The 23216-nt window shown below is 66.5% G+C and carries 27 protein-coding genes (1 of these 27 running past the window's edge); 13 read left to right on the plus strand and 14 right to left on the minus strand.

Features of this window, described 5'->3' with window-relative positions:
- The 3 genes from tnpC to tnpA all read right to left on the minus strand — a co-directional run.
- On the minus strand, positions 1-352 hold the 5' end (the start) of the coding sequence (tnpC, locus tag ACFFDA_RS22940) for an IS66 family transposase (RefSeq protein ID WP_404478319.1). Its footprint begins 1175 nt before the window's first position; 352 of the gene's 1527 nt are visible here — the first part of the coding sequence; its start codon is at positions 350-352; its stop codon lies beyond the left edge, outside the window.
- 154 nt (positions 353-506) lie between these two features.
- Complete coding sequence (gene tnpB, locus ACFFDA_RS22945) at positions 507-860, minus strand: IS66 family insertion sequence element accessory protein TnpB (RefSeq protein ID WP_011608149.1); 354 nt, start codon at positions 858-860, stop codon at positions 507-509.
- Positions 857-1207, minus strand: coding sequence for an IS66-like element accessory protein TnpA (tnpA, locus tag ACFFDA_RS22950; RefSeq protein WP_404477676.1), 351 nt, complete (start codon positions 1205-1207; stop codon positions 857-859). Before tnpA ends, tnpB begins: the two co-directional genes overlap by 4 nt.
- A 203-nt stretch (positions 1208-1410) precedes the next feature.
- Here tnpA and ACFFDA_RS22955 point away from each other — a divergent pair, with 203 nt between their 5' ends.
- Positions 1411-2808 carry a tetratricopeptide repeat protein gene (locus ACFFDA_RS22955; protein WP_404479584.1) on the plus strand — a complete coding sequence of 466 codons (1398 nt, stop codon included), beginning with the start codon at positions 1411-1413 and terminating at the stop codon, positions 2806-2808.
- An 87-nt stretch (positions 2809-2895) separates the two neighbouring features.
- Here ACFFDA_RS22955 and ACFFDA_RS22960 read toward each other — a convergent pair whose 3' ends face one another.
- Positions 2896-4209, minus strand: a complete 1314-nt coding sequence (locus tag ACFFDA_RS22960; protein ID WP_404479585.1) for an MFS transporter — start codon at positions 4207-4209, stop codon at positions 2896-2898.
- A gap of 189 nt (positions 4210-4398) precedes the next feature.
- On the opposite strand from ACFFDA_RS22960, the gene cyoA reads away from it, so the two are divergent.
- The 9 genes from cyoA (at position 4399) to ACFFDA_RS23005 (ending at position 12734) form a co-directional block, all read left to right on the plus strand.
- The gene (cyoA, locus tag ACFFDA_RS22965; RefSeq protein ID WP_404479586.1) at positions 4399-5733 is read left to right on the plus strand and encodes a ubiquinol oxidase subunit II; all 1335 of its coding nucleotides are present in this window, start codon (positions 4399-4401) and stop codon (positions 5731-5733) included.
- Positions 5734-5740: 7 nt separating this feature from the next.
- Positions 5741-7753: a cytochrome o ubiquinol oxidase subunit I gene (cyoB, locus tag ACFFDA_RS22970; protein WP_404479587.1), complete on the plus strand. Its 2013-nt coding sequence runs from the start codon at positions 5741-5743 to the stop codon at positions 7751-7753.
- A gap of 3 nt (positions 7754-7756) precedes the next feature.
- On the plus strand, positions 7757-8401 hold the full coding sequence (gene cyoC, locus ACFFDA_RS22975; protein ID WP_404479588.1) for a cytochrome o ubiquinol oxidase subunit III: 645 nt from the start codon (positions 7757-7759) through the stop codon (positions 8399-8401).
- Positions 8401-8805, plus strand: a complete 405-nt coding sequence (gene cyoD, locus ACFFDA_RS22980; protein ID WP_404479589.1) for a cytochrome o ubiquinol oxidase subunit IV — start codon at positions 8401-8403, stop codon at positions 8803-8805. Before cyoC ends, cyoD begins: the two co-directional genes overlap by 1 nt.
- A gap of 71 nt (positions 8806-8876) precedes the next feature.
- Positions 8877-9557 (plus strand): SURF1 family protein, encoded by a 681-nt coding sequence (locus ACFFDA_RS22985; protein WP_404482845.1) that lies wholly within the window; start codon positions 8877-8879, stop codon positions 9555-9557.
- The gene (locus ACFFDA_RS22990) at positions 9554-10900 is read left to right on the plus strand and encodes an ATP-binding protein (RefSeq protein ID WP_404479590.1); all 1347 of its coding nucleotides are present in this window, start codon (positions 9554-9556) and stop codon (positions 10898-10900) included. Before ACFFDA_RS22985 ends, ACFFDA_RS22990 begins: the two co-directional genes overlap by 4 nt.
- Positions 10897-11433: a response regulator transcription factor gene (locus tag ACFFDA_RS22995; protein ID WP_404479591.1), complete on the plus strand. Its 537-nt coding sequence runs from the start codon at positions 10897-10899 to the stop codon at positions 11431-11433. The genes ACFFDA_RS22990 and ACFFDA_RS22995 overlap by 4 nt, the downstream gene beginning before the upstream one ends.
- A gap of 87 nt (positions 11434-11520) precedes the next feature.
- Complete coding sequence (locus tag ACFFDA_RS23000; RefSeq protein WP_404479592.1) at positions 11521-12222, plus strand: Crp/Fnr family transcriptional regulator; 702 nt, start codon at positions 11521-11523, stop codon at positions 12220-12222.
- A gap of 74 nt (positions 12223-12296) precedes the next feature.
- Complete coding sequence (locus ACFFDA_RS23005) at positions 12297-12734, plus strand: GtrA family protein (RefSeq protein WP_404479593.1); 438 nt, start codon at positions 12297-12299, stop codon at positions 12732-12734.
- Between the two features lie 126 nt (positions 12735-12860).
- On the opposite strand, the gene ACFFDA_RS23010 is transcribed toward ACFFDA_RS23005, so the two are convergent.
- A complete protein-coding gene (locus ACFFDA_RS23010) occupies positions 12861-13565 on the minus strand; it encodes an OmpW family protein (RefSeq protein WP_404479594.1) in 705 nt (234 codons plus the stop codon).
- A 437-nt stretch (positions 13566-14002) separates the two neighbouring features.
- On the opposite strand from ACFFDA_RS23010, the gene hemN reads away from it, so the two are divergent.
- Complete coding sequence (gene hemN / locus ACFFDA_RS23015; RefSeq protein ID WP_404479595.1) at positions 14003-15316, plus strand: oxygen-independent coproporphyrinogen III oxidase; 1314 nt, start codon at positions 14003-14005, stop codon at positions 15314-15316.
- Between the two features lie 18 nt (positions 15317-15334).
- Here the strand turns inward: hemN and ACFFDA_RS23020 are convergent, their stop codons facing one another.
- On the minus strand, positions 15335-15559 hold the full coding sequence (locus ACFFDA_RS23020; protein WP_404479596.1) for a histidine kinase: 225 nt from the start codon (positions 15557-15559) through the stop codon (positions 15335-15337).
- Between the two features lie 671 nt (positions 15560-16230).
- On the opposite strand from ACFFDA_RS23020, the gene ACFFDA_RS23025 reads away from it, so the two are divergent.
- Positions 16231-17217 carry a helix-turn-helix domain-containing protein gene (locus ACFFDA_RS23025; protein ID WP_404479597.1) on the plus strand — a complete coding sequence of 329 codons (987 nt, stop codon included), beginning with the start codon at positions 16231-16233 and terminating at the stop codon, positions 17215-17217.
- 96 nt (positions 17218-17313) lie between these two features.
- Here ACFFDA_RS23025 and ACFFDA_RS23030 read toward each other — a convergent pair whose 3' ends face one another.
- The 5 genes from ACFFDA_RS23030 to ACFFDA_RS23050 all read right to left on the minus strand — a co-directional run bounded on the left by ACFFDA_RS23030 (position 17314) and on the right by ACFFDA_RS23050 (position 20475).
- Positions 17314-18009 (minus strand): RES family NAD+ phosphorylase, encoded by a 696-nt coding sequence (locus ACFFDA_RS23030; protein ID WP_404479598.1) that lies wholly within the window; start codon positions 18007-18009, stop codon positions 17314-17316.
- A gap of 19 nt (positions 18010-18028) precedes the next feature.
- Complete coding sequence (locus ACFFDA_RS23035) at positions 18029-18469, minus strand: antitoxin Xre-like helix-turn-helix domain-containing protein (RefSeq protein WP_404479599.1); 441 nt, start codon at positions 18467-18469, stop codon at positions 18029-18031.
- A 138-nt stretch (positions 18470-18607) separates the two neighbouring features.
- Complete coding sequence (locus ACFFDA_RS23040) at positions 18608-19030, minus strand: flagellar biosynthesis protein FlgN (protein ID WP_404479600.1); 423 nt, start codon at positions 19028-19030, stop codon at positions 18608-18610.
- Positions 19020-19343, minus strand: coding sequence for a rod-binding protein (locus tag ACFFDA_RS23045; protein ID WP_404479601.1), 324 nt, complete (start codon positions 19341-19343; stop codon positions 19020-19022). Before ACFFDA_RS23045 ends, ACFFDA_RS23040 begins: the two co-directional genes overlap by 11 nt.
- Before the next feature lies 1 nt (position 19344).
- Positions 19345-20475 carry a flagellar basal body P-ring protein FlgI gene (locus ACFFDA_RS23050; RefSeq protein WP_404479602.1) on the minus strand — a complete coding sequence of 377 codons (1131 nt, stop codon included), beginning with the start codon at positions 20473-20475 and terminating at the stop codon, positions 19345-19347.
- 267 nt (positions 20476-20742) lie between these two features.
- On the opposite strand from ACFFDA_RS23050, the gene ACFFDA_RS23055 reads away from it, so the two are divergent.
- The gene (locus tag ACFFDA_RS23055) at positions 20743-21087 is read left to right on the plus strand and encodes a hypothetical protein (protein WP_404479603.1); all 345 of its coding nucleotides are present in this window, start codon (positions 20743-20745) and stop codon (positions 21085-21087) included.
- Positions 21088-21091: 4 nt separating this feature from the next.
- Here ACFFDA_RS23055 and flhB read toward each other — a convergent pair whose 3' ends face one another.
- Genes flhB through ACFFDA_RS23070 form a run of 3 tightly spaced genes read right to left on the minus strand, consistent with a single transcriptional unit; the run spans position 21092 to position 23211 of the window.
- Positions 21092-22162, minus strand: a complete 1071-nt coding sequence (gene flhB, locus ACFFDA_RS23060; RefSeq protein ID WP_404479604.1) for a flagellar biosynthesis protein FlhB — start codon at positions 22160-22162, stop codon at positions 21092-21094.
- Between the two features lies 1 nt (position 22163).
- A complete protein-coding gene (gene fliR / locus ACFFDA_RS23065) occupies positions 22164-22943 on the minus strand; it encodes a flagellar biosynthetic protein FliR (RefSeq protein WP_404479605.1) in 780 nt (259 codons plus the stop codon).
- Positions 22944-22947: 4 nt separating this feature from the next.
- A complete protein-coding gene (locus tag ACFFDA_RS23070) occupies positions 22948-23211 on the minus strand; it encodes a flagellar biosynthetic protein FliQ (protein ID WP_404479606.1) in 264 nt (87 codons plus the stop codon).
- Positions 23212-23216 lie beyond the last annotated feature (5 nt).

Consider the following 23216-nt stretch of genomic DNA (forward strand, 5'->3'; position numbering starts at 1 on the left):
TGTCGAGCCGTTCCGCACGGTCCTCGCCGATCTTGTGCAGCGCGCCGCCACAGGCGCATTCCAGGCTGTCGGGTTCGATCACCACCTCGAAGCGCGGCAGATGCGCCGGCAGCGATGCGCGCTGTGTATCGGCGGGCCGGCGTTTGCGAGGCACGAGGCCATGACGCTCGGTTTCTTCGTTTGTCTTAGCCTGCAGGCCCTGGGCTTCGCCAAGGGCCACGGCCTGGTCTTCCAGCGCCAGTGCGAGCTGATCGGCAGGAAGCTTCTCCGAACGCTTGCCGAAGGTCGTGCGGTTGATCAGCTTGAGGATATGCTCGAGCCGCGCTGCGCGGGCGCGCTCGGCCAGCAGCATCGCCTTGAGCTGCTCGACGTCGTCGGGAAGCTCGTCGTATCCGGCTTCAGGCCCGGTCGCTGCAGTGAGTTCTGGATGCGCCGCCACGCCTGCATTCTAGCGGATTTTGCCTCGCGAGGAACAGCCTTGCGCCAAGCAGAATCAGGCTTGCGGCCTACTGCGCATGAAGCGGTTTGGGCACGCGCGGCACGTGCACGCGCGACCAGTCCAACCCCTCGATCAGCGCCGAGGCTTGCGCCGCCGACAGCTTCATCACCCCGTCGCCCGGGCGTGGCCAACGGAACTTCCCATCGTGCAGGCGTTTGGTCACCAGCACCAGCCCGGTGCCGTCCCAAACCAGAAGTTTGATCCGGTCCGCCCTGCGCGCCCGGAAGATAAACAGCATGCCTGAGAAGGGATCGAGTCTGAGCTCACGCTCGACCAGCGAGGCAAGGCCCACCATCCCTTTCCTGAAGTCCACGGGCTGCGTTGCGACCAGCACCTTCAGGGGGCCAGGCGGGATGATCACGCGCTCACCCGCGCGGCCAACAACACCCGCTCGATGTGATCCGCGCTCACGTCGGGCGGAATGCGGATCAACAGCCCGCTTGCCTCGACGATGATCTGGCCGCTCACTGGTGGCACTGCCGCGCTGGACAACTCGTCAACCTTTCCGCGCTCGACCATCGCAGGCACAAAGGTCATCGCCTCTGCGCGCTCCCGCAATCCGCGTCGCCATGTGTACAACTGCTGCGGAAACATCCCGTGGCGGCGCGCCACCGCTGACACATTGGCGCCCGGCTCCAGACTTTCCGCGATGATCTGCGCCCGCGCCTCGGGCGTCCAGTGCCGCTTGCCCCGCGGGCTTTCGATCACGTCAAGCCGCTGCACCTGACCCGGGGCGTTCGTTTCGAAACATGTTTCGAAATCAGTTTCATCACTCACTGGTAACCTCGCCATTTATTGCGGCGAAACTACCAACCTCGGAGCATCTGAAAATGTGGGGGATTTTTACCGCTTACCACCAAGATATCCCGCAAGGTGGATAGATACCGTGCGCGGCCTCTGCGCATTGCGGTGTGATCGGTGCTGAACAGGCAGAAAAGTACGCCTCGGCCGATCCCAAAGCGACGCAAAAACCCGGTGCGACCATAAATCGATTCCGCGTGGGTTCGCCCATACTTGCAAGGCGGGCGAACTCGACTCCATACTTCCGGGATATGCTGATCCCCCTGCTCCTTGCCGCCGCGACATCGCAGATTTCTGTCCGCGTCGCGCCCGCCGATCCGACGGCTTTCTTCATGGGCGATGGAGCCGCCCTCAAGCTCGATCCAGCCTGCCGGGATTACACCGTTGATACCGTCCTCTCCAATCCCTCTTGCGCCGCTCGCGTGGCGAAGGGCGAGGCCGGACCTTCGCTGGCGATTGCCGCGACGACGCTCGCTTCCTCCCCCGACAAGGGCGCAGAGGCGATCGCAGTGCTGAAACGTTCGGCGCATGCCAGCGATGCCCCTGCCGTGCACTACCTCATCGGTTCGATGCTCGGAACGGCCGAGAGCATGCGGCCGGATTACCCGACCGCCGTTGCGCATCTCACCATTGCTGCACAACGCGGCAATCCGGCAGCCGCGGATCTGCTGGCGCGCCTGATCGTGGCGGGCAAGGGCGCGTCGCGCGACATTCCCCGTGCCGTCCGGTTGTACGAGACCGCCGCTGCGAATGGCTTTCCACAGGCTGCCGTGACTTTGGGCAAGCTCTATCTGGCAGGCCGATTGCTTCCGAAGGACCAGGAACGCGGCCAGGCATGGCTGGATGCCGCTGCGGCGGTCGATGTTCCCGGAGCAGCCCAGCTTGCCGCTCTGGCGCGTGGGCAGGACAAGATAACGAACTGGCAGCTCGTTCCTTCGCCGGTTCCGGCGAACGTGACGGCCGTGCGCTATGGCACCTTCGACAACCCCGACATTCCCCCCGCTTTTGGCTTCGATCAGGCCTTCCGAGCCTTGCACGACATGCCGTTCGACGATGGTGCCACCTTGGCGCGGCTCGAGAAGGACGCGGCGACACTGCCGACGCCCTACCTTTACGAGTTGGCCCGACGGCTTGCTCCACGCGATCCGGAGAGGGGGATGCGCACATATCTCCTCGCACGGACGCGTATGATCTACGATGCGGGGCGCTGCGTTGATCCGGCTGCGCTGGAGGCGGTGCGGGCGTGGGATATGCTGGTGCTGCCCGATCTCAAGTTCCTGATCTCTTCAGGCGGGCTTTCGCGAGCTGCTGTCGAGAGCGCCCTGGCGGCGGAGGCGGCACTGCCCGGGGATACGTCGCCGTGGTGGGTATGCCGGGCCGGGATGACGGCAATGAGCGAAGCGATGGCCGGCAGGCCCGGGCCTTTGAAGCTCAAGCCTGCGGGTGAATGGCCCGCGGTGAGGCAAGCGGCGCGTGCGAAGATCTCGGGACTGGTCCGCGCAAAGTAGTCGTTCCGCGGCTGCCGTTTCCCAGAGCTACGAAAAAGGGCCGCATCCCGTGCCGGGAGCGGCCCTTTTTCGTGGCGTGAGCCAGCCTCAGCGGCTTGCGAGTTCCTTGTTGAACCACAGGGCGACCAGCGTCGCCAGAGCGCCCGACAGAAGGTAACCGCCCGAAGCGATCAGGCCGAAATTCACCGAAAGGTACAGCGCTGCGAGCGGGGCGAAACCGGCGCCGAAGAGCCAGGCGAGGTCGCTCGTGAGCGCCGAACCGGTGTAGCGGTGCTCGGTCGCGAAGGCCGAGGAGACGACGCCGGAGGACTGTCCGAAGGCGAGGCCGAGCAGGATGAAGCCGGAGATCATGAAGACGATCTCGCCGACGGCACCGCCGTCGAGCAGCTGGGGCGCGAAGCCGCTGAACACCGCGATGCCGACGGCGCAGGCGCCCAGCAGGGTACGGCGGCCGTAGCGGTCGGCGAGGCGGCCCGAGACGATCATCGCGACGACACCGAAGGCGGCGGCCAGGGCCTCGATCAGGAGGAAGCCGGTCGGCGCCTCACGCGTGAAGAGGAACACCCAGGAGAGCGGGAACACGGTGACCATGTGGAACAGCGCGAAACTGGCGAGCGGGGCGAAAGCGCCGATCACGATCGTGCGCCATTCGCGCGAGACGGTGCCGACGACGCTGACCGGCTGAAGGTCGCGGCTTTCGAACAGGCTCTGGAATTCCTCGGTCACGACGATACGCAGGCGTGCGAACAGGGCCACCACGTTGATCGCGAAGGCCACGAAGAACGGGTAGCGCCAACCCCAGTCGAGGAAGTCGGCGGCGGGCAGCGTGGTAATCATGAAGGCGAAGAGCAGGCTGGCGACGATGAGGCCGAACGGCGCGCCGAGCTGCGGGATCATCGCGTACCAGCCGCGGCGGTTCTCGGGCGCATTGAGCGCGAGTAGGGACGCCAGGCCGTCCCATGTGCCGCCGAGCGCGAAGCCCTGCCCCAGGCGCAACAGCGCGAGCAGCCACACGGAAGTCATGCCTGCGGTTTCATACGAGGGCAGGAAGGCGATGGCCGCGGTCGAACCGCCCAGGCCGAACAGTGCGATGGTCAGCTTGACGCCGCGACCGTAGGCACGGTCGATCGCCATGAAGACCAGCGAGCCGACCGGACGCGCGACGAACGCCAACGCGAAGATCGCGAAGGAATAGAGCGTGCCGGTGAGCGGGTCGACGAAGGGGAAGAACAGCTTCGGAAACACCAGCACCGAGGCGATGGCATAAACGAAGAAGTCGAAGAATTCCGAGGTGCGCCCGATAATCACGCCGATCGCGATCTCTCCGGGAGAGATCGTGTGGTGCGGCTTGAACGTCGGCAGGCCGAGTTCCTCGCGGGTCGACGGAGTGGTAATGCTCATCTGGCGTCTCGCAGCCTTTGTCTGGTAGTAATACACCAGCGCGGGAAAATATCCATGCGCTCGCGAATCGCACGGGCGCGTCACGCGCTCGGCTTCACATCCGGCGCCCTATCGTCATTGCAGGGGCAGAAGGGGATTGGACAAAATGTCCTATGTTCGCATCCGCAGCACGAGCCTAGGCGCAGCGCCATGCACCCGCCCGAGTCACGCCTGAACCCGCCCGGCCGTCCTTTCGGCCCGAGTCGCTTCCTTAATCCGCGCGTCCTTTCCGGACTTGCGCTGACGGCGACATTGTCCGCCTGCAACACGGTCGTGCTCGACCCGGCAGGTGACGTCGCGCGGCAGCAGGGCGATCTCGTCCTGATCTCGACCGGGCTGATGTTGCTGATCGTCGTGCCGGTCATGGCCGCGGTGGGCATCTTCGCCTGGCGTTATCGCGCGTCCAACAAGGACGCCAAGTACGAGCCGGACTGGGATCACTCGACCCAGCTCGAGCTGCTGATCTGGACGGCGCCGCTGCTCATCATCATCTGCCTTGGCGCAGTGACCTGGGTGAGCACCCACCTGCTCGATCCCTATCGCACCATCGGCCGGATCGACCACGAAACGGCGCTGGCGAAGAACGCGAAGCCGCTCGAGGTGGAAGTGGTCGCGCTCGACTGGAAGTGGCTGTTCATCTACCCCGAGCAGGGGATCGCCACGGTGAACGAGCTGGTCGTGCCCACCGGCCGGCAACTGCAGTTCAAGATCACCTCGTCGAGCGTGATGAACTCGTTCTACGTGCCCGCGATGGCGGGCCAGATCTATGCGATGCCCGGCATGGAGACGCGCCTCCATGCGGTGATGAACGAGACCGGCAAGTTCGAGGGCTTCTCGGCCAACTACTCGGGCGCGGGCTTCTCCAACATGCGCTTCGCCACGCGTTCGGTTTCCGACGCCGACTTCGCGAAGTGGGTGGGCGAGGTGAAGGCCAGCGGCAAGCAGGGCGACACCGGCCAGACCGCCGATGCCCCGGTTCCCGGGGGCCCCACCGGCAAGCCGCTGGGCGGCAACCTCGATCGCGCCGCCTATCTCGAGCTGGAAAAGCCCAGCGAGAAGGTTCCCGTGATCCGCTTCTCGAGCGTCGAGGCCGACCTCTACGACGCGATCGTCGACATGTGCGTCGAGCCGGGCAAGATGTGCACGAGCGAGATGATGGCGATCGACGCACGCGGCGGCCTGGGCAAGGCCGGCATCCGCAACGTCTCGATGCTCGAATACGACAAGAAGGGCCGCCAGGCCGGAACCGAGGCCACCGCCAACCCCGACGAAGCCGTCCGCAAGGAACTGGCCTGGGTGCGCGCGCTGTGCCGCCAGATTCCCGGCGCGGCTCCGGACGGCACGATCAAGGCGCCGGCCGACACGCGCTCGCTGAACGGCGCCGGCCTTGCCGCGCCCCAATCGATCGGACTGAAGCAGGACGAGGCGCGTGCGTCCGACACTGCTGCCAAGCCCGCTCACGTTTCCCTGATTTCGCGGAACTGACAGTATCATGGCAATCGAAGCCGTAGACCATTCGCACTGGAGCCCCTTGCTGGGCCGCCTGTGGCTGGATGCCCTCCCGCAGGAGCCCATCGTGCTCGCGACTTTCGTGGTCGTGGCACTGGGCGGCACCGCGCTCGTCGCGGGCCTGACCTGGTTCAAGCTGTGGGGCTACCTGTGGAAGGAGTGGTTCACCAGCGTAGACCACAAGAAGATCGGCATCATGTACATGGTGCTGGGCCTCGTCATGTTCCTGCGCGGCTTCGCCGACGCGGTGATGATGCGCATCCAGCAGTCGATCGCCTTCAACGGCAACGAGGGCTACCTCAACGCCCATCACTACGACCAGATCTTCACCGCCCACGGTGTCATCATGATCTTTTTCGTGGCGATGCCCTTCGTCACCGGCCTGATGAACTACATCGTGCCGCTGCAGATCGGCGCGCGTGACGTCAGCTTCCCGTTCCTGAACAACTTCAGCTTCTGGATGACCACCGCAGGCGCGGTGCTGGTCATGATGAGCCTGTTCATCGGCGAGTTCGCGCAGACCGGGTGGCTGGCCTATCCGCCGCTGTCCAACCTGGCGTACAGCCCGTGGGTCGGCGTGGACTATTACATATGGTCCCTGCAGATAGCCGGTGTCGGCACCCTGCTTTCGGGCGTCAACCTGATCGCCACCATCGTCAAGATGCGCGCGCCGGGCATGACCATGATGCGCATGCCGATCTTCACCTGGACCGCGCTGTGCACCAACGTCCTGATCGTCGCCGCCTTCCCGGTGCTGACGGCGGTGATGACGATGCTCTCGGTCGACCGCTACCTCGGCTTCAACTTCTTCTCGAACGACTTCGGCGGCTCGCCGATGATGTACGTGAACCTGATCTGGATCTGGGGTCACCCGGAAGTCTACATTCTGATCCTGCCGCTGTTCGGCGTGTTCTCGGAAGTGACCGCGACGTTCTGCGGCAAGCGCCTCTTCGGCTACTCGTCGATGGTCTACGCCACGCTCGTCATCACCATCCTGTCGTACCTCGTGTGGCTGCACCACTTCTTCACGATGGGTTCGGGCGCCAGCGTCAACTCGTTCTTCGGCATCACCACCATGGTGATCTCGATCCCCACCGGCGCCAAGCTGTTCAACTGGCTCTTCACGATGTACCGCGCGCGCATCCGTTACGAGCTGCCGATGATGTGGACGGTCGCCTTCATGCTGACCTTCACCGTGGGCGGCATGACCGGCGTGCTGCTCGCCGTGCCGCCGGCCGACTTCGTGCTGCATAACTCGCTGTTCCTGATCGCCCACTTCCACAACGTCATCATCGGCGGCGTGCTGTTCGGCATCTTCGCGGCGATCAACTTCTGGTGGCCCAAGGCCTTCGGCTTCAAGCTCAACCAGTTCTGGGGCAAGGTCAGCTTCTGGCTCTGGGTCCCCGGCTTCTGGTTCGCCTTCATGCCGCTGTATATCCTCGGCCTGATGGGCGTGACCCGCCGCATGCGCGTCTTCGACGACGCTTCGCTGCAGCCGTTCTTCATCGTCGCCGCCTTCGGCGCCCTGATGATCGCGGGCGGCATCGGTGCCATGCTCGTCCAGTTCGCGGTGTCGATCTGGAAGCGCGAGGAGCTGAAGGACGAGACCGGCGATCCGTGGAACGGCCGTACCCTGGAGTGGGCGACGTCCTCGCCGCCGCCGGAGTACAACTTCGCCTTCACGCCGATCGTCCACGACATCGACGCCTGGGACGACATGAAGCGCTGCGGCGTGGAACGTCCGACCAGTGGCTACCGTCCGATCCACATGCCCAAGAGCACCGGCACCGGCCTGATCCTGGCCGGCCTGTCGACGGCGATGGGCTTCGCGATGATCTGGTATATCTGGTGGCTCGCGGCGGTTTCGTTCGCCGGGATCATCGGCTACGCCATTTTCCATACGTTCAACTACAAGCGGGACTACCACATTCCCGTCGAGACGGTCGAAGCGACCGAGGCGGCCCGCACCCGCCAGCTCGCCGCCGCGGGAGCCTGAGCCATGACCGCAACCACGATCGACTCGAGCCACAAGCTCAGCCAGGCCGAGCTCCAGTCCGCGTTCTACGACCTGGACGAGCATGACCATCCCGAAGGCGGCAGCACGATGCTGGGCTTCTGGATGTACCTGATGAGCGACTGCCTCATCTTCGCGATGCTCTTCGCCGCCTATGGCGTGCTCGGTGGCAGCTTCGCCGCCGGGCCGGGGCCGAAGGACCTGTTCGAGCTTCCGCTCGTCGCGCTCAATACCGCGATGCTGCTGTTCTCCTCGATCACCTACGGCTTTGCGATGCTGGCCATGGAAAAGGGCAGCAAGGGCGCGACGCAAGCCTGGCTGCTGGTCACCGCCGTGTTCGGCGCGGCCTTCCTCGCCATCGAGCTTTACGAGTTCACGCACCTCATCCACGAGGGCGCGACGCCGATGCGTTCAGGCTTCCTCACCGCGTTCTTCTCGCTGGTGGGCACCCACGGCCTGCACGTCACCTTCGGCCTGATCTGGCTGTTCACGCTGGTCGTCCAGGTCGGCAAGAAGGGCCTGATCCCGGCCAACAAGCGCCGCCTGATGTGCCTGTCGCTGTTCTGGCACTTCCTCGACGTCATCTGGATCGGCGTCTTCACGTTCGTCTACCTGATGGGAATGCTGTGATGGCCCACCCCGATACCCACAAGGGCGCGCACGCCCATCCCAACCCCGACGCCCACGGGCACGAGGATCACGGCAGCACCCACGGCTCGCTGCGCGAATACACCGTCGGCTTCCTGCTCTCGGTCGTGCTCACCGCGATCCCGTTCTGGCTGGTGATGACGGGTGCGATCCCCGACAAGCAGACCACCGCGCTGGTCATCATGGCCTTCGCGATCGTGCAGATCGTGGTCCACATGATCTACTTCCTGCACATGAACACCAAGTCCGAGAACGGATGGACGGTGATGGCGCTGATCTTCACCATCGTCATCGTCGTGATCGCGCTCTCCGGTTCGCTGTGGGTGATGTACCACCTCAACCACAACATGATGCCGATGAGCCACGACATGAGCCAGATGCCCTGACCTCCGTGTCGACATCTCCGACCAAAGCAGCGCGGCGGCCCTATGGGCTTGCCGCGCTTCTGCTAGCTGCGATCGCCGTTTTCGCGGTGCTCGGCGTCTGGCAGGTGCAGCGCCTGCACTGGAAGCATGCCCTGATCGCGCGCGTCGAGGCGCGGGTCCACGCGGCGCCGGTCGACCTGCCCGGCGACGCCCGGCTTTCCGGCGCCGGCGGGCACGATCTGGAATATCTTCGCGTCCGCCTCTCCGGCGTCTATCAGGGTAAGGCGACCGCGCTGGTGCGGGCCGCTACCGACCTCGGGACGGGATACTGGACGATGACGCCGCTGCGCCTCGATGCCGATGGAACGGGAGACGCCAGGCAGGTGTGGATCAACCGCGGCTTCGTGCCCGAGGGAACGAGCCGGGCCACCGCCGCGGCCTCCACCCCCGAGGGCCGGGTCGAGGTCACCGGCCTGCTGCGATCCTCCGAGCCCGGCGGCAGCCTGCTCCAGGCCAACCGCCCGCAGGACGACCGCTGGTACTCGCGCGACGTCGCGGCCCTTGCCGCGGCACGCAAGGTGGGCGCGGTCGTCCCGGCCTTCGTCGATGTGCAGGCCGAAACCGCGGCGCTGCCCACGGCTTCGGCGGTGAAGCCGGTTGCGGGGCTCACCCAGGTCCACTTCCCGGACAATCACCTCATGTACGCGCTGACCTGGTTCGCCATGGCGCTGCTCTCGGCCGGAGCGCTCGCCTACATCTGGCGCCGGGCGTGATCGAGCGGATCGCGGCGCTGTTCGTGCCGCCCGACGTGGAGCCCGGCATGGCGGGCAAATCGCCGAGCTGGTCCAGCGTGGTCCTGCTCACGCAGTTGCGCTGGATCGCCGTGTTCGGCCAGCTCGCGACGATCGTCGTCGTCGCGGCCGCGCTCAAGGTGCGCCTGCCGCTGGCCCCGCTGCTGCTGGCCCCGCTGCTGCTGATGGTCATCAACCTCTCCGTCGCCAGCCTGCTCAAGCGGCGCCGCTCGTTCTCCCAGCGCGAGCTGTTCTCGGCGCTGATGATCGATGTGGTCGCGCTGTGCTGGCAGCTCTACCATTCGGGCGGGGCGACCAACCCCTTCACGTTCCTGTTCCTGCTGCAGATCGTCATCGGCGCGATCATTCTGGAGGCGCGCTGGAGCTGGCTGGTCGCGCTCAACGCCTGTTTGTGCATGGTGCTGCTGACCTTCCATCACGTCCCCCTGCGCCTGCCGGATCGCTACGCGGCGGAGCACTTCCACCTCTACATCTACGGCAGCCTGTTCTGCTTCGTGCTGGCGGCGGTTCTGCTCATCGTCTTCGTCGCGCGGCTCGATCGCAATCGCCGGGACAGCGACGCGCAGCTCGCGGCCTTTCGCCAGCAGGTTGCGGAGGAGGACCACATCATCCGCATGGGCCTGCTAGCCTCGGGCGCCGCGCACGAACTGGGCACGCCACTCGCGTCGATCTCGGTCATCCTGGGCGACTGGAGCCGCGAGCCGCTGGTCGCGAACGATCCCGACATGGCCGCCGACCTCGCCGACGTGCGGCGCGAGCTGGCCCGGTGCAAGACCATCGTCTCGGGCATCCTGATGTCGGCCGGGGAGGTCCGCGGCATTGATCCGGCGGTGACCGGCGTGCGCGCCTTCATCGAGGACATCGCCGCGGAATGGCGCGCCCGCATTCCTGGCGAACTGCGCCTGGTCGACCGGGTCAGCGAGGACGTGAGGATCATTGCCGATCCGGGCCTGCGGCAGGTGATCGGCAACGTGGTGGACAATGCGGCGGAAGTGTCGCCCGAACTCGTGGTGATGGAAGCCTGGCTGGAGGATGCGGGCGACGGGCCGCGGCTCGTCCTCACTGTCAGCGATCGCGGTCCCGGCTTCGCGCCGGAGATGCTGGACCGCATCGGCCAACCCTACGCCTCGACCAAGGGGCGGGACGGGGGCGGGCTCGGCCTGTTCCTCGTGGTCAACGTGATCCGCAAGCTCGGCGGCTCCGTTTCGGTCGAGAACCGGCGCGATGGCGGAGCAAGCGTGCAACTGGTCATTCCTCTCGCTACACTGGCGCTTTCCGTGACCGATCCGGGCGAGGACGCATGAGCGAGACCAAGGGCGCAAGCCTGCTGATTGTCGAGGACGATCCGACCTTCGCGCGGACCCTGCGCCGCTCGTTCGAGCGGCGCGGCTACCGCGTCGCCTCCGCCGGGAGCCCGGACGAGGCCGAGGCGCTCTATGCCGTCGACAGCTTCGACTTCGCAGTGGTCGACCTCAAGCTGGGAGGCGCGTCGGGGCTCGCCGTGGTCGAGGCGCTGCATGCCCGCGCCCCGCAGACGCGCATCGTCGTGCTGACCGGCTATGCCAGCATCGGCACCGCGGTCGAGGCGATCAAGCTGGGCGCGGCGCACTATCTGGCCAAGCCCTCGAACACCGACGACATCGAAGCCGCCTTCGCCAGCCTGCGCGGCGATGCCAGCGTGCCGCTCGAAGGGCGCAAGAGTTCGATCAAGACGCTGGAATGGGAGTACATCCACCAGACGCTGGTGGAATGCGACTTCAACATCTCCGAAACCGCGCGTCGCCTCGGCCTCCACCGCCGCACCCTGGCACGGAAGCTGGAAAAGCGGCAGGTCTGAGGCGTGCCGTCGTCCTGGGCTCGATCCGGGACAACGAGGTCCGACGGGAGGTTTTCACTTTGCTGCAATTGCGGTATCGCCGAGGCCATGTCCAACTGTGACCTCTGCGTCGTTCGCAACCGGGCGATTTGCGCCGCGCTCGACGCGAAGGAACTCGCAGCCCTCAACGCCATCGGGCGCACGCGGGCGCTGACGGCAGGCGAATCGATCATCTGGGAAGGGGAGGATTCGGTCCTCGTCGCCAACGTCATCGACGGCGTGCTCAAGCTTTCTACCAATACCGAGGACGGGCGCGAGCAGATCGTCGGCGTGGTCTATCCGTCGGACTTCATCGGCCGGCCCTTCGGCGGCACCACCGGCCACGGCGTCACCGCGTTGACCGACGCGCACGTCTGCGTCTTCTCGCGCCGCGACTTCGACGCTTTCGCGCGGCAGCATCCCGCGCTCGAACACAAGCTGCTCGAGCGCACCCTGGGCGAACTGGACCGCACCCGGCGCTGGATGCTGCTGCTGGGTCGCAAGTCGGCGGCGGAGAAGATGGCCAGCTTCCTGGTCGAGATGACCGAGCGCCTCGCCGGGTCGGCCTGCCGCATCGACGTCGACAAGCCGGGCCAACGACTGCTGACCCTGCCGTTCTCGCGCCAGCAGATTGCCGACGTGCTCGGCCTGACGATCGAGACCGTCAGCCGCCAGTTCACCCGGCTCAAAAACGACGGCGTGATCGATCTGCCTTCGCGACGGGAAGTCACGATCCTCGACTACGACACGCTGGTCGCCGAAGCGGGATAACGGCCCGACGCGTTCACGGGCACGCGGTTGTGCCCTGCGGGAAACAAGTCGGGTCCGATGGAGTTGGCGAGATCATGCTGCTTTCCCATTCAGTCCGGGCCCATCCCGACCATCCGGGCCTGCTCAGCCGCCATGGCGCGGTGCTGTTCCTGCGCAACGCCGTCGCCTCGAGCGCGTGCTTCGCAATCGACATGGTGTTGATCTGGCTCCTCGTCTCGCAAGTGGGCCTGGACAAGTACGTGGCGGTGACGGTGGGATTCCTGTGCGCCAACGCGCTGAACTACGTCCTCGCGCGCCTCTGGGTGTTTCGCGACAGCGATCGCGGGCTGTTCGCCGGCTACGTCTATTTCCTGGGCAATGCCCTTGTCGGGCTGGCGATCATCCTGGGCGGCTTCGCCCTGCTGACCGGGCCGATCGAGCTGCATTACCTCGTGGCGCGGGTGATCGTGTCGCTCTGTGCGGGCACGATCGTGTTCATCCTGAACGCCACGCTGAATTTCCACGAGGTATAGCAGGCCCCTCCCTCAGCCCTGCGGGCTGCCACCTGCTCGTTTGCTTCGCAAACAGGGAGCGCCCTAGCCTGCCTTTCCCCCGTGGATTGGGGGACCGCCCGCGCAGGCGTGATGGAGAGGTAGTCCTTAGAACCGATAGCTCAGCCCCGCGCTGACGACCCACGGATCGAGGTCGTGCCGGGTTTCCAGCACCTTGGCACCATCGGCGTAGAAGCTGGCCGTCGGCTTGATGAAATATTTCTTGGCATCCAGCGAGACGCCGTAGCCGCTCTTACCCAGCGCGAGGTCGAAGCCGCCCTGCAGCGCGAGGCCCAGTGAATTCGACATCTTCACCCGATCCACGCCCAGCGCCTGCGCCCCGGCGCCGGGCTTTTCGTCGAAGACCAGGAACAGCGCCGGCCCCGCGCCCACGTAGGGCTTGATCGGGCCGCCGGTTTCGAGGTGGAATTTCCCCGTCAGCGTGGCAGGCAGGATGAGCACATGGTCGACCAGGCGCGTTCCGGCGAGGTCCGCGGCGCCGCCGACGTGGTGCTGGGTGAAGCAGCAGATCGTCTCGACCGAGACCGCTTTGCTGAAGAAGTACTCGACCGCCAGCGTGGGCACGACGTTGTCGTTCGCCTTGGCGTCGACGTCGCTCACGCCCATGCCGGCGAGCTTCGTGGCAAGGCCCGAATCGATCGACTTGATCTTGTCGACGCCGCCGTCGGGCAGGACGCCGGTGGCGAGCAGCTTGACCTGGAACTTGCCCTCGGCGCTGCCGGCCAACGCCGGGCTCGAGAAGGCGACCGCGCCAAGAAGCAGGGGCGCGGCGAGGCGGGGGAGTTTACGCATATCGCTTGTCTTTCCGTCGCCGCCGGGGCCGCCCGATGCGGTTCCCCCCTCTTGAGCGGCTATCCCGCCTGTGCCCCCCAGGCGCCGCGCGCGAATTGATCGGGCGCAAATCTTGCGGATTTTACGCGCGGTTGCACCGGGGCAGGGGGAGCACAGATCCGCCTCGCCATCACGAGGGCACCTCCCCTTTCTGATCGCCGTCAATGCGACCGCCCTCGCCAGCGGCCAAGGCCGTCGCCTCAAATGGGCGATCATGGCCCCGTGCCTCGCGGTCTACTGGGTCATCCCCCGATGTTCGTGCAGCTACCGGTCCGCGACGCTCCCCCCGGCCCGCCGCAAGGCCCGTGCTGCGCCAGGGGCTGCCATGCCGACAGCCGCCGCAAGCGGCTTGATCGAACGCAATGACTTGAGTGTCGCTCCGGGCGAAAGACGCATCCATGTGGACCTATCACCCCGACCTGCTGGCGATTCCCGTGCCGCGCTACACCAGCTTCCCGACGGCGGCGGAGTTCGGCGAAAGCGTGGGAGCCACCGATCTCGACGCGGCGCTTGCGCGGCACGAGGGCGAGGTCTCGCTCTACGTCCACATCCCGTTCTGCGAGAAGATCTGCTGGTACTGCGGCTGCAACACCAGCGTTGCCAACCGCAGCGACCGCGTTGCCAGCTACCTCGACGCGTTGCACCGCGAGATCGTCCTCGTCGCCGAGCGACTGCCCCGGGACGCGCGCGTATCGCGGATCGCCTTCGGAGGTGGCAGCCCCAACGGCATATCGCCGATCGATTTCGTGCGGCTGGTCGATGCGCTGACGGTCCATTTCGACATCGCCCGCCCGGTGGTCTCGATCGAGCTGGACCCGCGCACGCTGGGCCCCGAATGGGCCGCCGTACTGGGCACCGTCGGCATCGAGCGAGCCAGCCTCGGCGTGCAGACGTTCGCGCCGGTGCTGCAAAGGGCCATCGGCCGCGTCCAGCCTGCGCGCATGATCGAGAACGCAACCGCCATGCTGCGCGGCGCCGGGGTGCGCTCGCTCAACTTCGACCTCATGTACGGACTGCCCGGGCAGACGATGGCGGATCTCGAAGATTCGCTCGACCAGACCGTTGCGCTGGGCGCCGATCGCATCGCGCTGTTTGGCTATGCCCACGTCCCCCACCTCGTCGCGCGCCAGCGCAGGATCGACGCCGGCGCCTTGCCAGACGCTGCCACGCGCTTCGCCATGGCGGCCTTCGGGCACGCCGTCCTGCTCGCCGCCGGTTACGTCGCGGTCGGCTTCGACCACTTCGCGCGGCCGGGCGATGCGCTGGCGCAGGCGACGCTGACCGGGCAGCTCAGGCGCAACTTCCAGGGCTTCACCGACGACCAGGCCCCAGTGCTCCTCGGCTTCGGTGCCTCGGCGATCAGCGCCTTCCCCGAGCTGCTGGCGCAGAACGAGAAGAACACCGGCCGCTATCGCATGATGCTCTCGCAGGATCGCCTGACCGCCACCCGCGGCATCGTCCGCAGTGCCGAGGACCGCCGGCGCGGCGCGGTGATCGGGGCGCTGCTGTGCCAGGGCCGCGCCCGGGTCGAACCGGATTTGCGCCGCGACGCCTGGCCGGTGCTGGCGCCCTACTTCGACGCGGGCCTGTGCGAGGCGGACGGCGAGGACCTCGTGATCCTCCCCGGCGGCCTTCCCTATGCCCGCTCGATCGCCGCGCGCTTCGATCCCTATCGCAAGGATTCGCTGCGGCGCTTCAGTTCGGCCGTGTGAGGTCCTGGTCGAGGGATCTCAGGTCCGCGACGACGGCGCCGTATCGAATTCCACGCCGAACAGGTTTCCCTCGCGCCAGCGCACGAGACCCCACAGCTCGCGTCCGTCTTCCTGCCTTGCCCGCACCACTTCGTTAAGCGCAGGCGTCTCGCGCAGCGCTGCCGCGCTCAGCCCGCGCGAGGAGATGTCGCGCACGATCACTGCGATCTCGACGCCACGCGAATCGGTGAGAGCGAAGCGCATGCAGCGCCGCCGGCGGCGTTCGCGCAGGTTGGGGGTGGGGCGAAATCGCGGCTTGTCCATTCCGGGAAAGGACGGTGGCCCGGTTGGCAAGTTTAAGAGGGCGAACGCGCGGCCATGCCAGGCCACCGACGCGAGACCGCAGAGTTGAAGGATCCATCTTCAGTCATGGAAAAGCGCATGGGGGCCCTTCCGTGATCCTGTATTCGCATCCACTTCGGACTTCTCTCGCACCTTTCAATTCACCGGCATCGGCGTCGCAAAATCGGCACTTTTCGGCGAATTTCCCGCGCAGCCTCGGGTTTTCCGGATCAGTAGGCGCGTTTTGCGCAAGAATTGCGAAATTTTAAGGAGATTAAAGGATGATAGGCGAAAGTTTGCCAAGATCATGCCTGCTCCTTGCAGAGTCATGAAAAAGGACCCGATTCGGTGGGTCCCTGAATCGCCGGATTGACCGGGAAGGATGGACATGAAAAGGCTGGTCTGCCCAAGAACGGACAAGAAACGCGATGAGCGATAAATCGCCAGGGTTACATCATAAACCCCCACAGGAAAAAGTAGCGGCGATAATAGGAACGGCAATCGATTTCCATCGTGCGCTGGTATTCCCCAATCATGTCCGTAAATTTCGCAAGCAACTCAATATAGGCTCGCTGCTCGAACTTTCCGAGCGTGTGGACGGCATCACCTACATACGGCTCTCGAAAATCGAGCGGGGGGAGATATTCGCCCGCGCAAATGAATTGCGCGCGCTGGCCGGGGGCCTGGGGATCGAACCCGAGGACCTGCTGGTCGACGTCGACGACCCCGCCTTCGACATCGCCGCCTGGGCCGAGCCGCTCCACGGTGCCGCGCCTGCCGACGTGGAGGCGGAACGTGGTGCGGTCCTGCTCGCCGCTGCCCTGCGTGCGCGGCGCGGTGGCGATCCGGCGCTGACCATCGCGGTGCTCGAACAGGATTACGGAATCGCCCCGGTCGTGCTCTCGCGCATCGAGAACGCGCTCAAGCCGCTCGATCGCTGGAACGAGGACGTGCGCGCTGCCCTGCGGCGCCTGTTCGGCGCGGCCGACGATGCGGCGCTGCTCGCGCAAGTGGAGGCGCTGCATGCCGGCGGCGCGCTCGATCCGGTGTTGCCGCTGGTCGCCAACCCGGAAATTCGCCTGGCCAAGTCGCGCGCCCGCATCGCCGCCTTGCGCGAGGAATTAGCCGCGCCAGCATCAGCACCTGCCACGTCGGTCCCGGATACACCCGTGGCCCGTATCGAGGTTCCCGCCACCATCGACGCCGAGACTGCACTGGTGCGCCTGCTTCCGGTGTTCGGCACCCCGCTCCCCGACGGCCTGATCGCCCGGACGCCCACCGGCGGGGTGGTGGAAGCGCCGCGCAACGCCGGGCCGCGCGCCTATGGGTTACGCCTCGGCCGACCTACGCTGGGTGCGGGCCTCCCGGGCCGGGCGACGCTGATCGTCGACCCCGATCGCTATCCCGCGACCGGTGGCCTTGCGGTGATCCGCGAGGATGGGGCCTTGCGCGTGCTCTCGGTGACCGCCGACCGCCATGGCCGCATGCTCGGCTACAGCCAGAACCCCGATCTCGAAGTGGCGATCGACACGCTGGACCCGTCCGCCGTCGGCGCCGTGCTGGCTGCCGTCTTCGAATAGCCCGACAAGGCGTGAGAGACCGTTTGAGAATGGGCCTGGCCCATTCTGCCGGTGTGGCTTCAAAAATGCGCTTTTCAGCGCATTTTGAACGGTCTCTTACGCCTTGCGGACCGCGTAGCCCGGGCTCCCGGACCAGGTCAGTTCCCAGACACTCCCTTGCGTGACCGCCTGGACGGCATGAGGCCACAGCGCGACGAGGTTGGTCCCTCCGGCGCGCCTGACGGAGGGATAGACGATGCCGTTCAGGTCCCGGGCCATCGCCTCGTCCGCGAGGACGTTGCCGGCGGGGTAGCCGATGGGCGGGTCGGGGTGCAGGCAATCGGCTTGCTCCACGCCGCGCAGGTCGACGAATTCCCCGATGAAGTCCGCGAACAGTTCGGCGTAGGACACGGTCGTGTTGAAATCGCCGGCATCGCCCAGCGCGGCGAGGTGGCCGGTCAGGTGATAGCCCACTTCGGCGATGGCCGTCTCGACTTCGAGCGCCGCATACCAGGCGCCGCGGTCGGTGCCGTTGAACCTGTTGGCGTTCCTGGGCGGCGCATAGGCGAAGGCGGCGTTGATGAAGCCCTGGTTGGGCTTGCCGTGAATCAGGCTATTGGCCGGTATCCCCGCCACGCCCCGGCCCTGCGCGACGAGGCGCTGGCTGGTCGCGCCTTCGATCTCGGCAAGCTCGTCGGCCTCCTGGTCGGTATCGACGAGGCCTTTCAAAACCGCCTCCCGCATACGGGCGGTGGTCACGAGGCGGATGGTGCGCGCGAACGCTTCCCGCGAAATCTCGAACTGCTCGATCATGCGTTTTCGCCGTTGGCCCTTAAAGACCGCCGCGCATGGCATCGACGTGCCGACGCACTTCCAGCATCACCGGGATGCCGCCTTCGATCATCGTCTCCACCGCGCTACGGCCGGCATAGAGCGGATTGCGATTGCGCAACAGCGGCCATCGCGTGGCCATCGCGTCCGCAAACAGGAGGGACAGGCCCTTGTAGATGCCGATGATGGCCGAGGCCCGCGTGAGCTGATCCTGGCTGAGAACGCCATCCCACTTCGCGGCCTTGATGCGATCCCAGGTGCTCACGGAGACTGCCAGCAAGGCGGCGGCGTCCGCATTGCCCAGGTCCCAGGCTTCGGCCACCCGCACCATTGCCTTGAGGGCGGTGCCGGTCAGCCGTTTGCGATCCGCTTCCAGCGCAAACGTCTGGAGCCCCCGGTCGGCGGGTGGAAGGCGATCATGGAGAGATACCACGTTGGACATTTCACATCTCCTGATGCGAATATATACATCAGGTGACGTTTTTGTCAAGATTTCGTGGCGAACCTTGCGGATTGGCTTTCGAGGTCCGTTTGAAAACGGACTATTGCCCATTCTGCCGGCGCGGCTTCAAACGGTCCTTCAGAACTCGCCGTTCAGCGAAATCGGCGTGGTCAGGTCGGTGCGGGCAAGGTTGCCGGTGGCGCCATAGGCATAGGCGCGGTTGCCGGTAAGGCGCTTGGCTTCGGCGGAGATGGCCGACATCAGGTCGGCGGACAGCTCGATCTGCCGTTCCAGCAGCGCGGCGTTGACCATCGAGGCGGCGCGCAGTTCGCCCAGGGCCTGCGCGAAAGTCTCGCGCGTCTCGTCGTCCATCCGGCCCGCCCAGCCCGGCTCCTGCCGGCCGAGCCGCGCAAGCTTCTCCTCCAGCGCACCGACGAGCCGCGCCTTGGCCGCTGCCAGCTCGGCCAGGTCGAGCACGCGCTCGCGGCCCTGCAACCGCGCGGTTTCCTCGCGCATGACTGCCGAGAGCGACGTCATGATGGCGATCACGTCACTGGCCATCGGGGGCTCCTGCCTTCTGGCCTGCCGGCGCGCCGCCCTGCAGGCGGATGATCTGTGCCTCCACGGCCGAGGCGATGCCCAGGCCCTTGCCCTGCGCGATGCTGTTGCCGATCTGCTCGGCAAGGATCCCGCGGAACATCTCCTCGCCGTGACCGCCGGAGAATTCGTCGCCCTGCTCGACCGTCTCCATCATGATCTTGGTGATCTGGCCGGCGAAGACGCCCTCGAACTGGCGGGCGACGGCGGCGGGACTGCGATCGGGCGTGACGACCGGTGCGCGCGAGGGGAGCGAGGGAACGACGGGGTCCGACATCTTACTGCACCGCTATTTCGGCCTGCAGCGCGCCTGCCGTGCGCAGCGCCTGGAGGATGGTGATGAGATCGCGCGGGCTCACGCCCAGCGAATTGAGCCCGGCGACCAGCGTCTGGAGCGAAGTGCCGCTGTTGAGCACCGCCAGCGAGGCGCCGCTGCCGTCGTCCGCCTGGATCGAGGTGCGCGGTACCACGGTGGTCTGCCCGCCCGACAGCGCCGAGGGCTGCGAGACGACCGGCGTCTCGGTGACGCTGATGGTGAGGCCCCCTTGCGCGATGGCGACCGGGCTGACGCGTACGTCCGCGCCCATGACCACGGTGCCCGCCGCTTCGTTGATGACGATCCGCGCGGCCTGGTCGACCTGGACGGCCAGGTTCTCGATCCGGGTCACGAGGTCGATGATCGATGCGCTGCCGTAGGGGCGCAGTTCCACGGTACCGGGGTCGAGCACTTCGGCGGAGCCGGGTGCCTCGCGGTTGATGGTGGCGGCGATCTGGCGGGCGGTGGTGAAATCGGGGTTCTTGAGCGCCAGTTTCAGGCTGTGCGCCGTGCGCAGGTCGTAGGCGACCTCGCGCTCGACGATGGCGCCGCCGGCGATGCGCGCGGTGGTGAGGACGCCTCGGCTCAGCTTGGCCGCCGCGCCCTGAGCCTTGAAACCGGAGACCGCGACCGGACCTTGCGCCACCGCGTAGATCTCACCGTCGAGCGCGCGCAGCGAGGAGACCAGCAGGATGCCGCCCTGGAGGCTGGTGGCATCGCCCAGCGCGGAGACCTGGACGTCCACCGTCGACCCGGCGCGGGCGAAGGGCGGCATCGTCGCCGTCACCGTCACCGCCGCGACGTTCTGGGTCAGCATCTGGGTGCCGCGGATGTTGACGCCCATGCGCTCGAGCATCGCCTGCAGCGTTTCTTCGGTGAAGGGAACGTTGCGGATGCGGTCGCCGGTGCCTTGCAGGCCGACCACCAGGCCATAGCCGACGAGCTGGTTGGTGCGCACGTTCTCGACGTCGACGATGTCCTTGATGCGTGGCTGCGGCCCGGCGATCGCGCTCGCGGGGGCGAGCAACGCGACGGTCAACGCGGCAAGGGCGGCAAGCAGGGGCAGGAGCGAAAGCCGTGGCATCAGCGCCATTATAGGATGATCCACGCGCCCTCCGGCGCCTGCGTGCGGATTTCTTGCGCCCTTCCGTTTCGCGGCGCCACGATGGCGGATCGCCTCGGATGCGCGCGTTCGGAAGCGAAGACCAGGGGAATGGTGGGAGACGCCGGCGACCGGCCTCGCGAGCTGGCGTGGTGCAAATCCCCCTCTCTCCATCCGGACGTCGATCCTGATTATTTCCTGCGATCAATCAAATAGTTAATCATTGCATATGGCATGGCGCCGGGCAGGAGAGCAACGATGAGATCCATGGTTATCGCAGCGCTTCTGCTTGGAGCCATGGCTAGCCTGGCAGCGTGCAAGAACGAAATCGAGGACGCGGTCCGTAGCGGTCTCGTCGATGGCCGGTCGGCCGAGTTCGAGTCCGTCGAGCAGTGTGCCGGCGATGGCAAGATCTACTACGGGCGCGTGAAGACCGCAGACCACGTGGGGTCGGCATCGTTCTTCTACGACGGCGGGGAGGTGGCCTTTGCGGGCAGCCCGTCCTTCACGCGCCTCATGAAGTGGTGCCACGAAGACCTGACGAGCGCGGCCTCCGCCGATGCCGCCGCCCCCTCGCTCCAGCACAAGGCCGTCCACAAGTAGGGCGCTACTTCCGCCCTTCGCGTGCGAGGCGCATCACGTAGCCGATGATCTCCGCCACGGCGGCGTAGTGCTCGAGCGGGATCGGGTGATCGATCTCGACCGCCGCGTGGAGAGCGCGGGCGAGGGGAGGGCTCTCGACGACCGGCACGCCCGCCTCGGCGGCGACTTCGCGGATGCGCAAGGCCATCGCGTCGAGGCCCTTGGCCACCACCGTCGGCGCGGCGGTGACGCCGTGTTCGTACTTGAGCGCCACCGCGTAGTGCGTCGGGTTGGTGACGATCACGCTGGCGCCGGGCACCGCCGCCATCATCCGCCCACGTGCGCGCTGGGCCTGGATCTGGCGGATCTTGGCCTTGATCTTGGGATCGCCGTCGCTCTGCCGATGCTCGTCCCTCAGTTCCTGCAGCGTCATGCGCATGCGCTTGAGGAAGGCGCGGCGCTGGTAGAGGAAGTCGAACAGGGCCAGCGCGGCGACCAGCAGCACCACCGCGCGCAAGGCCTCGAAGGCAAGCCCCGCCGCCGCCGCGCCCACCGCACCGGGGGAGCGCCCAACCAGCCCGTCCACCCCGTCGAGCCCCGGCGCCAGCACCATCCACACGACGATGCCGATGGCGCCGATCTTAGCCAGCGTCTTGGCGAACTCGACCAGCGCGCGCGTTCCGAACAGGCGCTTGAGGCCCGCGGCGGGCGAAAGCTTCGACCACTTGGGGCTGACCCTCGACCAGTTCAGCGTGGCACGGCCCTGCAGGAACACGGTGGCGATCGCGGTGGCCAGCAGCACCGCGAAGATCGGCAACAGTGACAGCGCCGCATGGCCGGCGACCCCCGTGGCGAGGTTCTGCGCGCCCTCGGGGTCGAGGGTGAAGTCCTCGGCGCTGCCCCACAGGCGCTTGAGCATGGTGCCCAGGCCGTGCAACGCGGAGAGGCCCAGCCATCCGGTGACCGCCAGCGCGCCGGCCATCATCGTCGCGTGGCGCACTTCCGGCGCCATCGGCACTTCGCCGCGTTTGCGCGCGTCGTCGAGCTTCTTGGGCGTCGCCTCGTGAGTGCGCTGGTCGTTGTCGGCTTCGGCCATGCTAGAGCTTCCACCCGTCCTGCATGAAGGTGGTCATCGCGGCGGCGAACGCGGTCAGCATCGCGCCCAGGCACATCGCCAGCACCGACAGGCCAAGCAACAGGTTGAGCGGCTGCGCGATGAAGAACACCTGGATCGCGGGCGCCACCCGCGCCGCCAGCCCGAGGCCAAGGTTGAACAGCATGCCGTAGAGGATCAGCGGCGCCGCCAGGCTCACGCCCAGCGCCAGCGCCTGCCCCGTCACCGAGACGGCCAGATGTGCGAAGTCGGCCGCCGGAGGCAGCCCGCCCACCGGGAACGTGGCGTAGGAGCCGAAGATCGACGCGATCCACAAGTGGTGGACCCCCGCACCCATGCACGTCACCACGGCAGCCAGGCCGATCAGCCGCGAGAGCAGCGGCGCCTGCCCGCCCATCGCCGGATCGACGACGAGCGCGGAGGACAGCCCCACTTGCTGCGCGGCGATGGCCCCGGCGATGGCGGCTGCACTGAACAGGATGCGCACCACCATGCCGATGGCAAGGCCGACCATGACTTCGCCCATCACCAGCAACGGCAGCGAGATATCCGAATGCAGTGCTGGCGCGACCCGCCCCTCGAGCATGCCATACATGCCGAAAGTGAAGGCCAGCGCCATGACCAGGCGGATCTGGGGGGGCACCGATTCCTCGGAAAACGCGGGCAGCAGCATGATTACCGCGCCCACGCGGCAGAACAGGATCAGGAAGGTCGCCGTATCGATCGGCAGCCTCAGCAGCGTTGCCAGGTCGACCGCGTCCATCGCTTCAGCCCGAGACGATGACGTCTGCGATGCGGTCCATGAAGGCGCCCAGCGCATGGCCGATCATCGGCAGGCTGAGCAGCATCACCACGCCCAGCACCAGCAGCTTGGGCACGAAAGTCAGCGTCATTTCCTGCACTTGCGTCAGCGCCTGCAACAGCCCGATGACGACGCCGACGATCAGCGCGGCGATCAGCATGGGGCCGGCGATGGTCAGCATCAGCATCAGCGCTGCGCGCGCGATCTCGATGGCCTGGTCTGGGGTCATGCGGA

The organism is Novosphingobium sp. BL-52-GroH, assembly GCF_044813085.1.
Classification (GTDB): domain Bacteria; phylum Pseudomonadota; class Alphaproteobacteria; order Sphingomonadales; family Sphingomonadaceae; genus Novosphingobium.